The sequence below is a fragment of the Moraxella catarrhalis genome (assembly GCF_001656295.1).
Classification (GTDB): Bacteria; Pseudomonadota; Gammaproteobacteria; order Pseudomonadales; family Moraxellaceae; genus Moraxella; species Moraxella veridica.
This window is the reverse complement of record NZ_LXHE01000002.1, coordinates 339,370-353,870: the sequence shown is the minus strand read 5'-3', so window position 1 is coordinate 353,870 and position 14,501 is coordinate 339,370. Positions and strand designations below refer to the sequence as shown.

The 14,501-nt window shown below is 43.9% G+C and carries 16 protein-coding genes; 7 read left to right on the top strand and 9 right to left on the bottom strand.

Annotation, left to right across the window (positions count from 1 at the left end):
• Positions 1 to 37 precede the first annotated feature (37 nt).
• Positions 38 to 568, top strand: a complete 531-nt coding sequence (locus AO382_RS01645; RefSeq protein WP_064611470.1) for an inorganic diphosphatase — start codon at positions 38 to 40, stop codon at positions 566 to 568.
• A 48-nt stretch (positions 569 to 616) separates the two neighbouring features.
• Here the strand turns inward: AO382_RS01645 and AO382_RS01640 are convergent, their stop codons facing one another.
• The 6 genes from AO382_RS01640 to mtgA all read right to left on the bottom strand — a co-directional run bounded on the left by AO382_RS01640 (position 617) and on the right by mtgA (position 6,590).
• On the bottom strand, positions 617 to 970 hold the full coding sequence (locus AO382_RS01640) for a hypothetical protein (RefSeq protein WP_064617601.1): 354 nt from the start codon (positions 968 to 970) through the stop codon (positions 617 to 619).
• 206 nt (positions 971 to 1,176) lie between these two features.
• Positions 1,177 to 1,647, bottom strand: a complete 471-nt coding sequence (gene ybaK / locus AO382_RS01635) for a Cys-tRNA(Pro) deacylase (protein ID WP_064617599.1) — start codon at positions 1,645 to 1,647, stop codon at positions 1,177 to 1,179.
• A gap of 31 nt (positions 1,648 to 1,678) precedes the next feature.
• Complete coding sequence (aroC, locus tag AO382_RS01630; RefSeq protein ID WP_064617597.1) at positions 1,679 to 2,770, bottom strand: chorismate synthase; 1,092 nt, start codon at positions 2,768 to 2,770, stop codon at positions 1,679 to 1,681.
• Positions 2,771 to 2,886: 116 nt separating this feature from the next.
• A complete protein-coding gene (locus AO382_RS01625) occupies positions 2,887 to 3,372 on the bottom strand; it encodes a YchJ family protein (protein WP_064617595.1) in 486 nt (161 codons plus the stop codon).
• Positions 3,369 to 5,756 (bottom strand): polyphosphate kinase 1, encoded by a 2,388-nt coding sequence (gene ppk1, locus AO382_RS01620; protein WP_400260261.1) that lies wholly within the window; start codon positions 5,754 to 5,756, stop codon positions 3,369 to 3,371. The genes AO382_RS01625 and ppk1 overlap by 4 nt, the downstream gene beginning before the upstream one ends.
• A 162-nt stretch (positions 5,757 to 5,918) precedes the next feature.
• A complete protein-coding gene (gene mtgA, locus AO382_RS01615) occupies positions 5,919 to 6,590 on the bottom strand; it encodes a monofunctional biosynthetic peptidoglycan transglycosylase (RefSeq protein WP_064617593.1) in 672 nt (223 codons plus the stop codon).
• A gap of 74 nt (positions 6,591 to 6,664) precedes the next feature.
• On the opposite strand from mtgA, the gene AO382_RS01610 reads away from it, so the two are divergent.
• Entirely contained in the window at positions 6,665 to 7,042 is a 378-nt protein-coding gene (locus AO382_RS01610) for a glutaredoxin family protein (RefSeq protein WP_064617591.1), read from the top strand.
• A gap of 71 nt (positions 7,043 to 7,113) precedes the next feature.
• On the opposite strand, the gene AO382_RS01605 is transcribed toward AO382_RS01610, so the two are convergent.
• On the bottom strand, positions 7,114 to 8,157 hold the full coding sequence (locus tag AO382_RS01605) for a polyprenyl synthetase family protein (protein ID WP_064617589.1): 1,044 nt from the start codon (positions 8,155 to 8,157) through the stop codon (positions 7,114 to 7,116).
• Positions 8,158 to 8,385: 228 nt separating this feature from the next.
• Between AO382_RS01605 and AO382_RS01600 the strand changes: the two genes are divergently transcribed.
• From AO382_RS01600 to AO382_RS11240, 4 genes are all read left to right on the top strand, one after another.
• Entirely contained in the window at positions 8,386 to 9,468 is a 1,083-nt protein-coding gene (locus AO382_RS01600) for a 3-deoxy-7-phosphoheptulonate synthase (RefSeq protein WP_049235794.1), read from the top strand.
• Between the two features lie 85 nt (positions 9,469 to 9,553).
• Positions 9,554 to 10,267 carry a Smr/MutS family protein gene (locus AO382_RS01595; RefSeq protein WP_064617587.1) on the top strand — a complete coding sequence of 238 codons (714 nt, stop codon included), beginning with the start codon at positions 9,554 to 9,556 and terminating at the stop codon, positions 10,265 to 10,267.
• Between the two features lie 70 nt (positions 10,268 to 10,337).
• The gene (locus tag AO382_RS11245; protein ID WP_258865223.1) at positions 10,338 to 10,805 is read left to right on the top strand and encodes an SDR family NAD(P)-dependent oxidoreductase; all 468 of its coding nucleotides are present in this window, start codon (positions 10,338 to 10,340) and stop codon (positions 10,803 to 10,805) included.
• A 70-nt stretch (positions 10,806 to 10,875) separates the two neighbouring features.
• Positions 10,876 to 11,205, top strand: coding sequence for an SDR family oxidoreductase (locus AO382_RS11240; RefSeq protein WP_258865224.1), 330 nt, complete (start codon positions 10,876 to 10,878; stop codon positions 11,203 to 11,205).
• Between the two features lie 83 nt (positions 11,206 to 11,288).
• Here AO382_RS11240 and AO382_RS01585 read toward each other — a convergent pair whose 3' ends face one another.
• Both AO382_RS01585 and AO382_RS01580 read right to left on the bottom strand, forming a co-directional pair.
• A complete protein-coding gene (locus AO382_RS01585; protein ID WP_064617585.1) occupies positions 11,289 to 12,575 on the bottom strand; it encodes an ammonium transporter in 1,287 nt (428 codons plus the stop codon).
• Positions 12,576 to 12,609: 34 nt separating this feature from the next.
• The gene (locus AO382_RS01580; RefSeq protein ID WP_064617583.1) at positions 12,610 to 12,948 is read right to left on the bottom strand and encodes a P-II family nitrogen regulator; all 339 of its coding nucleotides are present in this window, start codon (positions 12,946 to 12,948) and stop codon (positions 12,610 to 12,612) included.
• Positions 12,949 to 13,256: 308 nt separating this feature from the next.
• Here AO382_RS01580 and lpxB point away from each other — a divergent pair, with 308 nt between their 5' ends.
• Positions 13,257 to 14,501: a lipid-A-disaccharide synthase gene (gene lpxB, locus AO382_RS01575; protein WP_064617581.1), complete on the top strand. Its 1,245-nt coding sequence runs from the start codon at positions 13,257 to 13,259 to the stop codon at positions 14,499 to 14,501.

Genomic DNA, 14,501 nt, shown 5'->3' with positions numbered 1-14,501 from the left:
TGGTTTTTATTATCTTATTTACTTTATGGAGTAACTCATGGCAGATTTTAATAAAATTCTAGATGCAGGCGATGTTGATGGCGGTATCATCAATGTGGTTGTTGAAATTCCGACTGGCTCAAACCACAAAATTGAGTGGAATCGTCATTTGGCATGCTTTGAGCTTGATCGTGTTGAGCCAATTGCCTTTGCCAAACCATGCAACTATGGCTTTATCCCCCAAACCTTAGACGAAGATGGTGATGAGCTTGACGCCTTAATCATCACAGAACAGCCTTTGACGACGGGTATTTTTCTTAAAGCCAAAGTCATTGGGGTGATGAAATTTGTAGATGATGGCGAGGTCGACGATAAAGTCATCGTTGTTCCTGCCGATGATCGCAATAATGGCAACGCTTATAATAGTCTTGATGACCTACCACCACAGTTAATAAAGCAACTTGAATTTCATTTTAGCCATTATAAAGACTTAAAAAAACCAGGCTCAACTGTGGTTGAGGGCTTTTTTGATGCCAACACTGCCAAAGAGGTCATCAAAGAAAGCCAAAAACGCTGGACAGAGCAATAATTTGGGCATATCGATAAAAATGGTCGAAAATCAGTTTTCGACCATTTTTTAATACTCATCTTTAGGTGGAATGATATCAATTTGGATGACATAATCCATGATTGGCGGTCTACTACCAAATGCATCGTATTGTAAACGGATCACATGACGACCATTTTTGGTCACCATAAATCCACCATTGTCAAAATCATGCCAATCTGACCGTGTTAATTTAAGCTCAATCCGTCGATCCGAGACGCTCACCTCAACAGTGTCGCCAATATTAGGATAAATGAAATAATCACAAGAATCGGTCGCCAAGGTGTCGTGTCTTAATATTTGAGTGCGATCAACCTTTTTTTGTACTAATCTTGGGCAGCTGTTTTGGGCTTTGGCTTTTTTGAGCAGATTGGGTGGATTCACTGTACTATTTTTGGCTTGCCTGATCCTCTTGACAAGCAGTTAATCCCATCAGCGATAATATCATTGCAGCAGGATAGCTGTTATAATTTTTAAGCGTTTGCTTAATTGGTAGCAGTATCTTCACCATTAACACACTTCATGGCTGCATCATCAAAAATGTCAGATAATTGATCAGTCATCATCTCGCTCATATCCATTCACACACATCATACCGACTCAATGACATCAGCAAACATCGCATTCAACAATTTTGCCAAATCATTTGGATGGATACCAACATCACAGCCACGCTTACCGCCGCTGACATACATACACTCAAGGTGTCTTGCTTGGGTTTGTATCACGGTTTTGAGACGCTTTTTTTGAGCCAAGGGACTGATGCCACCCACCAGGTAACCGGTGATTCTCTCGGCATCTTCAGCGTTCGCCATTTGTAATTTTTTAGCGCCCACGACCATTGCCAGTTTTTTGAGACTCAATCGACAATCCACAGGTAAAATTGCCACAAAGCAGGCTTTGCCGTCTGTCGCCAATAACGTCTTAAATACTTGATCAGCGGGCAAATTAAGTTTTTGGGCAGCTTCAAGCCCAAAGCTAGACGCATTTGGATCATGCTCATACTCAAGCACCTGATGTGCAATTTTTTGTTTTTGTAACAATTTGATAGCAGGTGTCATGACAGTCCATTAGTCAGTTTAATAAGAGGTATTAATTTTCAATGGGCGTTAGTGGTGGCACAACATCAGCATTTTGAGCACGATGACGCAAATAATGATCCAAAATCACAATGGCAAGCATCGCCTCAGCGATTGGTGTGGCACGCACACCCACACAAGGATCATGGCGACCTTTGGTAATCACATCAACCGCTTCACCAGCCAAATTGATTGTTTTACCAGGTGTGGTGATACTGGCGGTCGGCTTTAGAGCAATGGCAACACGAATGCGTTGACCGCTTGAGATACCGCCCAAAATACCGCCAGCATGATTGCCAGTAAATCCATCAGGCGTTAGCTCATCTCGGCTTTCATGCCCAAATTGAGCGGCTACATCAAAACCATCGCCAATTTCTACCGCCTTAACGGCATTGATTGACATCATGGCATGAGCAATATCAGCATCCAGACGATCAAAAACAGGTTCACCAAGCCCGACAGGGACATTCTCGGCAAATATCTCAAGCTTAGCACCGCAGCTAGTGCCTTGTTCACGCAGCGATGTCACCAGTGCTTCAAATCTGGGAATGGTATCTTTATCGCCACAAAAAAACGGATTGGTATTCACCAAGTCCCAATCAAGTGCATGGGCTTTTTGCGTACCGATTTGGGTAACATGCCCTCGTATCACGATGCCCAAACGCTCTTTTAGGTACTTTTTGGCGATTGCACCCGCTGCCACACGCATTGCGGTTTCACGAGCGGATGAACGACCACCACCACGATAATCTCGAAAACCATATTTCATGGTATAAGTATAATCGGCGTGATTTGGGCGAAATGTATTGGCAATATTGCCATAATCTTTGGATTTTTGATCGGTATTATAAATCAAAAGCCCAATCGGTGTGCCTGTTGTATGTCCCTCAAAGACACCAGAGATAATCTCAACCTTATCTTCTTCTTGACGCTGGGTGGCAAATTTGGATGTGCCAGGCTTTCGGCGATCAAGCTCACATTGTAAATCTTTAGCATCAAGCTTAAGCCCTGGTGGCACGCCGTCCACAATCGCCATCAAACCTGTGCCATGCGATTCTCCACAGGTTGTTACAGTAAATAGTTGCCCAATGGTATTACCTGCCATGATGCTACCTTTATCGGATTAATATAAATGTGTTATTTTAGCATATTTTGGGTCATTAAAAAGCAAGATATTTTATGCTTTGCTTGTTAATATCGTGATGATTGATCAACAATGATTTATAAAAATTTACCGCAACATGCCTTGAATTTTTCACCAGAACCGCATAAGCATGGCTGCTTGCCACCCAAAGTGATTGGCAATGTCGGATCAAGAAAATACCACCGATTTTGTCCATTTTCATTGATTTTAACAAATGCCGAGCGCTCATTATGACACCCTTGAATACCCAACTCTTCAAAATACGCACAAAAATGCACTTGGGCATGACGCTTGCCAATTTTAGGCGTAGTAGATATTATCTTAAGATAAGTCCACCAAGTTTGCTCTGCCCATGCCTTTAGTGCAGCGACATCTAAAAGTGGTTGCAAAGCTGGTAGAGTAGTTTGTACGATGTAATCAATATTTTGATATACAAACGCACTGTAGCGAGATCGCATCAAGCATTCGGCGGTAGGTGCAAACTCATCACCGCCATGATACCGATGGCAGCAGTGAGCATAGCATTTTAGTGAGCCGCACGGGCAATTATCATCTAATTTCACAAGGTGATTTTCTCAAGTAAAGTTTTTTGGGCATCGTGTGTGCCACCTGATGCTAAAAGCGGTTGCCATTTGCCATCACCCAACAGCTCCCAAGCCTGTACATCGTCTTTTAGATAATTCATCAAGCCATCTTCATAGATTTTCTTAAATATTTTTTTATCAAGTATAGGAAATGCCACTTCAACACGATGCAGTAGGTTGCGATCCATCAAGTCCGCTGAGCTACAGTACAGACGCTCTTGCCCACCATTGGCAAAATAATATACTCGGGTATGTTCAAGAAAACGCCCGACAATTGAGCGAACACGGATATTCTCAGAAAGACCTGCCACTTGCGGACGAAGACAGCAAATAGAGCGTACAATCAAATCAATTTGAACACCCGCGATGCTTGCTTCATACAGCTTATTGATAATTTTTCGCTCAGTCAGCGCGTTGAATTTCATGATGACGCGCCCTTTTTTGCCGGCTTTGACATGAGCAATTTCATCATCAATCAGATGCATCAAGGTATTATGGAGCGTAAATGGTGCATGAAGAATCTGCTTGGATGGTACGGGTCTACCCATCCCTGTCAGCTGCTGGAACACGCCTGCCACATCTTCGGTGACTTCGGTATTGGCAGTGAACAGACCATAGTCTGTATAGGCTTTGGCATTCCCTGCATGATAGTTGCCCGTACCCAAATGCACATAGCGGCGAATTTTGCCATTTTCACGGCGTACAATCAGCATCATCTTGGCATGTGTCTTATAGCCTACGATACCATAAACAACCACGGCACCTGCTTCTTGGAGCATATTGGCGACAGCGATATTTGACGCTTCATCAAACCTTGCGCGCAGCTCAATGACTGCGGTCACTTCTTTACCGCTTCGAGCGGCAGCAGCAAGTGCCTGAACGATCTCAGAGTTCACTCCTGATCGATAAATGGTCTGCTTAATGGCGAGAACATTGGGATCATTGGCCGCCTGCCACAGCAAGTTAATCACCGGATTAAAGGTATGAAATGGATGATGGACAAGCACATCTTGGCGTGATATTGCCGCAAACATCGAACCTGCACTACTCATATCTATATCACGAAACGCCTTTGGCATGGCAGGCGTAAAAGGCTTAAATTTTAATTCAGGTCGATCAAAACTGGTCAAAAGCCGCGTTAAATTCACAGGGCCATTGACGCGATACAGCTGAGATTCATCTAACTCAAATTCATCCAATAGAAAATCGCAAATTTCTTGAGGACAATTTGTGGTAACTTCCAATCGCACTTCTTGACCAAAGCGGCGATTATCAAGTTCACCTTCTAACGCTTTGGCGATATCATCGACATCATCAGCCAGTGCCAAATCAGCGTTTCGAGTGAGGCGGAACTGATAGCAGCCAGTTACTTTCATACCCAAAAACAGCTCATTGACATGCTCATGAATGACCGCCGAGAGCATGACATGATGCTCTTTACCATCGGTGATCTCATCAGGCAGGCGAATGACACGAGGCAATGAACGAGGCGCAGGTACGATCGCACGATTGATATCACGACCAAAGGCATCTTTACCTTCTAGACTGATGATGAAGTTCAAAGATTTGTTCACAAGTCTTGGGAAAGGATGTGCCGGATCAATGCTGATCGGTGTCAATACTGGCTTAACTTGGCTTAAGAAGTATTCTCTTAGCCAAGCGCGCTGTTCTGCATCCAGCTCATCACGGCGCAGATAGCGGATTTCGTGCTTGGCAAGCTCTGGCAGGATTTCATCATTTAAGATCTGATACTGCTGAGCGACGGCGCCATGAGCGATATCGCTGATGATTTGTAAAATTTCGCTGGGCTTACGACCATCTAGGCTGCTCACCTGATCGCCTTGCTTCATTTTTTGTAATAAGCCGGCAACGCGAATCTCAAAAAACTCATCTAAGTTTGAGGAAAAAATGGTCAAAAAGAACATACGCTCAAGCAAAGGATGATTTGGGTTGGCAGCTTGCGCTAAGACTCTGAGCTGAAATCTCAGCGCCGATAAGTCACGATTGATATAGCATTCAGGCGTAAAACCACCCTTTTCATCAAATAAATGATCAATCTGAGTCAGATGCGACTTAGCTACTGGTTCGCTCACAGGAACAGGGGCATCCGCCAAATCAAGCTCACCAAGAGCGATTGGGCTTGAGTAGCTTTGAGCGCTTTGCTCAACTTGGTCGAGTTGCTCAGGTTGGTAAATTTGAGTGTTTTGGTTGGTTTGATCAAATTGATCGGTTGGCTTGTTAGTGTCAGCTTGATTGGCTTGATTGACATTATTCATAGTGTTAATCATGGCATATTCCCTAAAAGTTGCCAAAATTTGGAGGATGGATGTGTATAATGCCTGAAGGCGAAATTTATGATTCATATTGCATTTCGATGATTACAGCTTAAATTATTGTTGAGCTTAATTAACCGGTCACCGACTGCCATGTGGGCACTTGTGGATCCCCGTCAAAATACCAAAAATTAATGACAGCTTAATGACAAATCAAGCTGATAATGTCTATATTATAACTCTCAAACTGTCTTAGGGAATCTGTGCGCTATTCATTCGCCGCATGATGATTCTTTGCTTATTTCTGAGTCGCTTGGCGTTAAGCCTTTCTCCATAATATTTAGGATTTGGTAACAAACTGATTAATAAAGCCGCCTGATCACGGCTCAAATTTGCTGCCGAACGCCCAAAATAATGCCGTGACGCAGCTTCAATACCATAAATCCCTTCACCAAATTCAGCCACATTAAGATATACCTCCAAAATACGCTGCTTTGACCATAAGGTTTCCATCATCACAACAATGATCGCTTCTTCTGCTTTTCTGACATAAGAGCGATGCGATGTCAAAAATAAGTTTTTTGCCAGCTGTTGACTAATGGTTGAGCCGCCTACCGATACCGCACCTTGACTCTCATTACGGTGCATGGCTTTTTGCATACTGTCAAAATCAAATCCATAATGGGCAACAAATTTACCATCTTCGCTGGCAATTGCAGCTTGCTTGGCAGACTTAGCAATGTGCTCATAATCTACCCAAATTTGGGTAACATGACCGCCTGATAACCTGTGCCAAAGCATAAAAGCAGAATTTTGAACAGGCAAATTCCCCCACACCACCAACAGCCCCATCACCATCATATGGAAACTAAAAAATAGTACTAATAAAGGTGTCAGAATCCATTTAAAAAATGTGCGAAACACGCTAAAATACTCATTTGTTAATTAATACGCTTATCATACCCTATCGGCACTCTGTTGTATAGCCTTGCAAATTTATGTCAAATTACCTTAGCTTACAGACACTTAAAGCACTCGGTCAGCTTTTGGATGATCGCCATGCTCTATCAAGATTACCCAAAGAAACTTATCAGCACATTTACGCCCAAATTTTGGCGGCTTTGGGTGTAACAAATAAGGGTTGGTATTTGCTTGGTACAGAAGGCTGTCATTTATGCCACAACACTCAAGCTATCATTGAGCATGCTTTGGCAATGACTGCTGTGCCGATTGTTTTTCGTGTTTTGGATTTGGCGGATAGTCAAGATGAAGCATTGATTGACGCACTTGGCACACACATTCCCATTTTGATCACTCAAGATCAGATAATGCTGTATCCTTTTGGGCTGATGGATGTGATAAATTTACTCAATTAATCAGCTTTTAGACTGTTTTAAGCTTAATAAAAATGCCATCATCATTGACAGCATCTTAATCAAACTAGACTCTACACAAGACGAGCACTGGCAAGCTCGGTCAGCAGATGCAACCCCTGACGATAGCGGTTGTTGGGTAGATTATTAAGGGCTTGTTGGGCTTTTTGAGTTTCTTCAAGTGCACGCGCCTTACAATAGTCAAGCGCGCCTGATGACTGCACAAGCTTGATGAGCACTTGCACATCATCGACTTTGCCTGTTTGCACCGCGATGCGCAGCTTATCATACGCTGCAGGATCTGTATTTTCTAAGAGGTCTAAGGTTTTGATGATGGGTAGCGTAGGCTTGCCCTCTGCCAAATCATCGCCCAAGTTTTTGCCCATGACGGCAGCATTACCACTAAAATCCAGCACATCATCAATCATCTGAAAGGCATTGCCAAAATGGTAAGCAAATGCGCCCAAATCATCAAGTAGCTCATCACGACCTTGTAGCAGCGCCGCGCCTTTGGTCGCCATCATAAATAGCCTTGAGGTTTTACCATCAATGATTTGCAAATAGTCAGCTTCTACGGTTTTGGGATTATGCTGATGCTGCAGCTGAAGCACCTCGCCTTCAGCGATATCACAAGTGCCATCACTGAATAATTTTAACAGCGGCAAATTATTAAAACCGACCAATAAATTGAATGATCGAGCAATCAAATAATCCCCCACCAAAACTGCCGTCGGATTGTCCCAAGTGGCGTTTGCTGTCGGTTTGCCTCGTCTAAGACCTGAAGCATCGATCACATCATCATGCACCAAAGTCGCCGTGTGTAGCATCTCAGTGATCGCCGCCAGCTGCATCGCTTGCTCACTTTGTACATCATTCAGCATTCGCGCCGTCAAAAGCGTGATCAAAGGACGCATTCTTTTACCGCCTGCGTCGATCACATGTTTCGAGACGCTCATCACCAGTTGCACTTTGGAATTTAGACTGCCAAAGACCTGTTTGTCCATAATGGCAAAGTCTTCAGAAACAATGGCTTGGATGTCGGCATAAGTCAGCTGATAGGCATTCATAATTGATAAATCTGTCTTAAAATCAAAAACGCTATCATAGCATAAAATTATGACAACTCAAACCTTGCATTGATGCTTTCAAAAGGCTTGGGCGAAATTATTTATCGGTCAGTTGGTTGGATTGGTTAGAAAAAAATTTCATAACTTTATGTTATTTTTTAATAGAGAAAATCAGCTTTTCTGCTTGTAAATCAAGCCAACTATAGGCATAATGTGGATTTAAATTTGTGCTTACATCCCAAGCCACTGTGCACACCCAAATTATACAGGGAGTCAACCATGAGCCAACCCATTACACAACATAAAGAAATTGATGACGTGAATATTGAACAATTCATTCCGCTGATTACACCAAATCGACTCAAAAGCGAACTGCCATTATCTGATGCTGCCTACAAGACTGTCCTTGAAGGAAGAAAAACCATCCAAGATATTTTAGATGGTGTGGATAAGCGTATCTTGGTTGTCGTCGGACCTTGTTCTATTCACGATCCAGTCGCCGCGCATGAATACGCTGATAAGCTTAAAATTCTTTCAGAAGAACTTAAAAATGAGCTGTTCATCGTGATGCGTGTTTATTTTGAAAAGCCTCGCACAACCACAGGATGGAAAGGCTTGATCAATGACCCTGATATGAATGACAGCTTTGATATCGAAAAAGGCTTACATATCGCAAGAAAGCTTTTGCTTGAGCTGAATGAAAAAGGCCTGCCTTGTGCCACTGAAGCGCTTGATCCCAATACTCCGCAGTATATGCAAGATTTGATCAGCTGGTCTGCCATTGGCGCGCGTACGACTGAAAGTCAGACACATCGTGAGATGAGCTCTGGACTATCTTGCCCTGTCGGCTTCAAAAATGGTACAGACGGCAGCATGACGGTCGCGGTCAATGCCATGCAGGCAGTGCAGTCAGGTCACAGCTTTTTGGGATTGTCTGGCGACGGTCAAGTCTCTATCATCAAATCCAAAGGCAACCGCTATGCTCATGTCGTGCTACGCGGCGGCAATGACAAACCCAATTATGACGAAACCGCGGTCGCTGCTGCCGAAAATGAGCTTGCCAAAGGTAAAACTAACGGCAAAATCATGATCGATGCCAGCCATGCCAACAGTGGCAAAGACCCATATTTACAGCCTATGGTCATCCAAAATGTCGCCAGTCAAATCGAGAATGGCAATCTGTCTATCATGGGCTTGATGATCGAAAGTCATCTTAAAGGTGGTCGCCAAAATATCCCTGTTAATTTGGCGGATTTGGAGTACGGCAAGTCTGTCACAGACGGTTGTTTGGATTGGGAGGCGACAGTTGAGACCTTGCGCGCTTTTGCCAAAACAGTGAAAACGCACCTGCCAAATCGCTAAATGATCCCAAAATACCCAAAAAACCGCTGTTGATGAGCGGTTTTTGTTTCATCTTAATTTATCAAAACATCATCAGAAGATTAGTATGAGCAATCCAAGTTTTAAAGATTTATTATCAAAGTCACTCCAAGAAGACCTAAAACAAATGGTCAAGCCTTCCGCCAAACCTGAATTGGCAAATGACAAGCCCAATGAAAACGTACAACTGCCCAGCTCAAGAGCCATCGCTAATGAAGTCAAACGCTTCAATCACGATGCCATCACTGATGACACCGTGCTGTTTATGCAGGCGATGAGCGGTGTTACGCCCCTAAAAACCGATGCCGTCGTCAGCCACACCAAGCCCGCCCAAGCTGATGAAAATACGCTGCGTCGCCGTGCATCAGCCGAAGGCGGTGAGCAGATCGAAGGCGTTTTGTCTGACATACAAGCTTTATTAAATCCTGTAACGGGCGAGGCTTTTTTATCCTACAAAAATCCCACCCTACAAAACAAAGTCTTTGAGCAGCTCAAACAAGGCAAACTGCGCTGGTATGATGCGGTAGATTTACATGGCTCAAGCATTGAAGATGCGCGCAATGCCGTCTTATTGCTTATCAACCAAGCGATCAATAAAGACGAAACCGTCGTCAAGATTGTGCACGGCAAGGGTAAAGATGCCATCATCAAAACCTGTGTCAATGGCTGGCTGCGCCAAATGGAAGATGTCATGGCGTTCGTCTCTGCACCTGCCAAAGATGGCGGCAATGGCTCGGTGTTGGTGCTACTCAAAAAGAAGTCATCCAAAAAAGATCCGTAACAAAAACCAACAAAACCTATCATAATGAGTGCCATTTGGGATAATCAAGCCTTCTATAATGATTGTGGTAGTGATTAAACTATCTTTTGGTACGATGATCAAATCAGCCTTAGGTTTGGTTTATCATCGACTGACACACACATTCACTCAGGGGAATTATGATGAACGCTCAAAAAGTTGCTATGTTACTGGCTCTGCTGCAGGACTCGGTAAAGCCATCGCCACTCGGCTTGCCAAAGATGGCTTTGCGGTAGTTTTGCACGATATTAATGAAGAAAATCTTAATCAAACTAAGCAAGACTTTGACTCACAAGGATACAAAAGCATCGCTGTTCAAGGCGACAGCACCAATCGCGATGACCAATTTCGACTCGTTCAAGAAGCAGTAGAGGCATTTGGTCAGGTCGATGTCTTTGTCAATAATGCAGGCGTAGAATCTGTGGAGCCTTTTATGCAAATTCAGGGCGATGAGATTGATCGGGTGCTTGGCATCAATATCAAAGGCGTGATTTATGGCACGCAAGCTGCTGCCGAATAGATAAAAAAAACAAGACGGTGTTGGCAAGATCATCAATGCGTGCAGCATCGCAGGACATGAATCTTATGAAATGCTTAGTTTATACTGCGCTTCCAAACATGCGGTACGCTCATTGACCCACTCTACCGCCAAAGAACTTGCGCCTTATAATATTCGTGTGAATGCTTACTGCCCTGGTGTGGCTGACACACCTATGTGGGAGCGCATCGATGCTGCCTTTGTCAAGCATAAGGACTATCAGCCTAAGCAAGCTTGGAATGAGTTTACCAGTGGTATTTTGGTGGGTCGCCCCCAAGAGCCTGATGATGTTGCCAATTTGGTTTCTTTCTTGGCATCTTCTGATGCTGACTATATCACAGGTCAGACTATCTTAACTGATGGCGGTATGGTTTTTAGATAAACGCCATTGATGTTGGTAATGATCTGGATTGAGTGACAAAAATAAAACGCTGTTTTGGCAGCGTTTTATTTTATTTATCAAAATCAATCTGCGATTTTCTCACCGTGGATTGCTAAGTCAAGACCTTGATATTCATCTTCAGCATCGACACGCAGACCGATGGTGTATTTGATGACAAGTCCAATAATCGCCGTCATCACTGCACTGTATGCGATAGTGGCAAGTACGCCTTCAATTTGTAGCCATAATTGAGTTGCCATGCTCACTTCAGCGGCATCTGGATAAATGGTTGAGCTAACAAAAACCCCAGTCAATACCGCCCCCACAATACCACCCACACCATGCAATCCGAACGCATCCAAGCTATCATCAATACCCAAACGGCGCTTACCATAATGAATCATGACAAAGCAAGCAATTGCTGTGATAGCGCCGATGGCAAGTGCACCAAAGACATCAACAAAGCCTGCCGCAGGTGTAATACCAACCAAGCCTGCGATCGCACCTGAAGCACCGCCGAGTGCAGATGCTTTTTTACGCACAATATATTCACACACCATCCAAGCGATCGCGCCAATCGCTGCTGCCACCTGTGATACGACCAGTGCCATCGCCGCTGATCCGTTGGCTCCCAAAGCTGATCCACCATTAAATCCAAACCAGCCTACCCATACCAAGCCTGCACCAATGAGCGTGAGTGAAAGATTTGCAGGTGCCAAAATACCTTTGCCATAATCTTTACGCTTACCAAGTAATGCTGCCAGCACCAGCCCTGCCACACCAGCATTGATATGAACTACTGTACCTCCAGCAAAATCAAGTGCATATCCAGTGAGCCAGCCACCGCCCCACACCCAGTGACAAACTGGCGCATACGCCAGAACGACCCAAGCGGCAGAAAACCACATAAACGCACCAAACTTAATACGCTCTGCCAATGAGCCCGCTAAGATTGCCACTGTAATCACTGCAAAAGTCAGCTGAAAGACCACGAATAAGATCACAGGAATGGTGCCGCTCACGTCATCAAGCCCAATATTAGCTAGCATCACATGATCAAACCCACCCACAAAGGCATTAAAACTACCCTCTGAAAACGCCAATGAGTAGCCTATGATCACCCAAAGCACCGACACCACAGCGGTGGCTCCGTAGCTGTGCATCATGGTTGATAAGATATTTTTCTTACGCACCATCCCAGCATAAAACAGCGCAAGCCCTGGCAGTGTCATCATCAAAACCAATGCCGTCGAAATTAAAACCCAAGCCGTATCACCAGTATCCAGTACATCTTCAGCATATGCCAAATTTGATGCACTCAGCAAGCCAAGCCCAACGCTCAGCGACGCCCATTTACCAAACCGATTCATGATCCCCTCCCTTTTTCATTGTAGTCATATTAAATTATAATGCCGCTTTGTCCATCTCGCCTGTGCGGATTCGGATCACCTGATCAAGCGAAGTCACAAAAATTTTACCGTCACCAATACGACCTGTATTCGTATTTTGTATAATCACTTGAATCACTTGCTCAACCATTTCATCAGTTGTAGCGATTTCAATTTTGATTTTTGGTAAGAAATCGACGACATACTCTGCACCACGATACATTTCGGTATGACCTTGCTGGCGACCGAAGCCTTTCACTTCGGTTGCAGTGACGCCTTGTACACCGATATCCGACAACCCTTCGCGTACTGCATCTAGCTTAAATGGCTTGATGATGGCACTGATTAGCTTCATAAAAACACTCCCTATTTGACCTAGATTCATAACTTAAATTTCTTGGTGGAAACAGTATGCAAAATTTTTAGTAAAAAGAAAAACAGTTTATTTTGATAAAAAATTCTTTATTTATAGTATTTTCTTATAATGTTATAGATTTTACTATTTAATTAAAATTCTAACTAATTATGCGCTAATTAAATGATATTATTCAGACTGTTTTTATAGGATCTTGTAGGCTTGAATTAGTCATTGCAAGCGCCTTGACATGGCATTACAATACAGTCAAACTTTCGATGAATTTAGTTAATAATATTGGGAAAATTATGAAAAACACATCATCACTGACCATCGGCATCGTGGCAGGTGAAGTTTCAGGGGATGCGCTTGGCGGTGATTTTATGCAGCAAATGAACGCTCTGCACCCAAACATTCGCTGGGTCGGTGTCGGTGGGCGATCCATGGCGGCACAAGGGCTAAGCTCAGTGATCGATATGCAGCGCTTATCGGTGATGGGCTTGGCAGAAGTGATGATGCATTTGCCCGATTTACTAAAAGCCAAAAAGCAGATCATCAGCGGGTTTCAAGATCATCACATCGACCTATTTATTGGCATTGATGCACCTGATTTTAATCTACGAATTGGTAAGGTTTTAAAAAATCAGGGCATATTTTGTGTGCAATATGTCAGTCCTTCGGTATGGGCATGGCGAGAAGGTCGCATTCATCACATTAAGACGGCGACAGATTTGGTACTGTGTTTGTTTCCTTTTGAATTGGGCGTGTATCAAAAGCACGCCCATCCTGCTGTCTGCGTCGGACATCCACTTTTGAATAAACTACACGCGGATCAAAATCAGCCAAAGACTCGTTTGGAGAATTTTATTCAACAATTTAATGATGAATATCATGGTGCGCCAGCGCTCACGCAAGCAAGTCATATCATCTGCATCATGGCAGGTTCGCGCACTTCTGAGATTCAAGCCATTTTACCGCTATTATTAACAAGCGCCCAAAAAATTCATCAGCATCTACCAAGCGCTCAGTTTGTGCTGCCAGTGGTTAGCGCCGAGCATGCACAATTGGTGACTGAAATTTTACACGCTCATCATACCAGCTTGATCGATTGCGTGCATATTTTGGATCATCGCAATCAGTCTCAAAAGACAAATCAGCCTGCGATCAGTCATGCTTGCATGACCATCAGTGATGTGGTGCTTTTGGCATCAGGTACAGCCACGCTGGAATGCTTATTGCTTGAGCGCCCCATGGTCGTGGTCTATAGAGTCAATCCGCTGACCTTTATGATCGCCAAGCGCTTGGTCAAAATTCCTTATGTATCACTGCCTAACATCTTGGCTGATCAGCATCTTGGTCGCCCGATCGTGCCTGAGCTACTACAATCTGACGCCACCGCCGAAAAAGTCAGCACCGAAGCGCTAGAGATTCTACATCACCCAAGTAAGCAGAGCGCAGATTTGAGCGAAATTTCGGCGTGGCTGCGCAGCCAAAGCCGCCAAAGTCCTGCCAAGGCAGTGTTAGACCACTATTTGATGAACGCCAAAAATTAA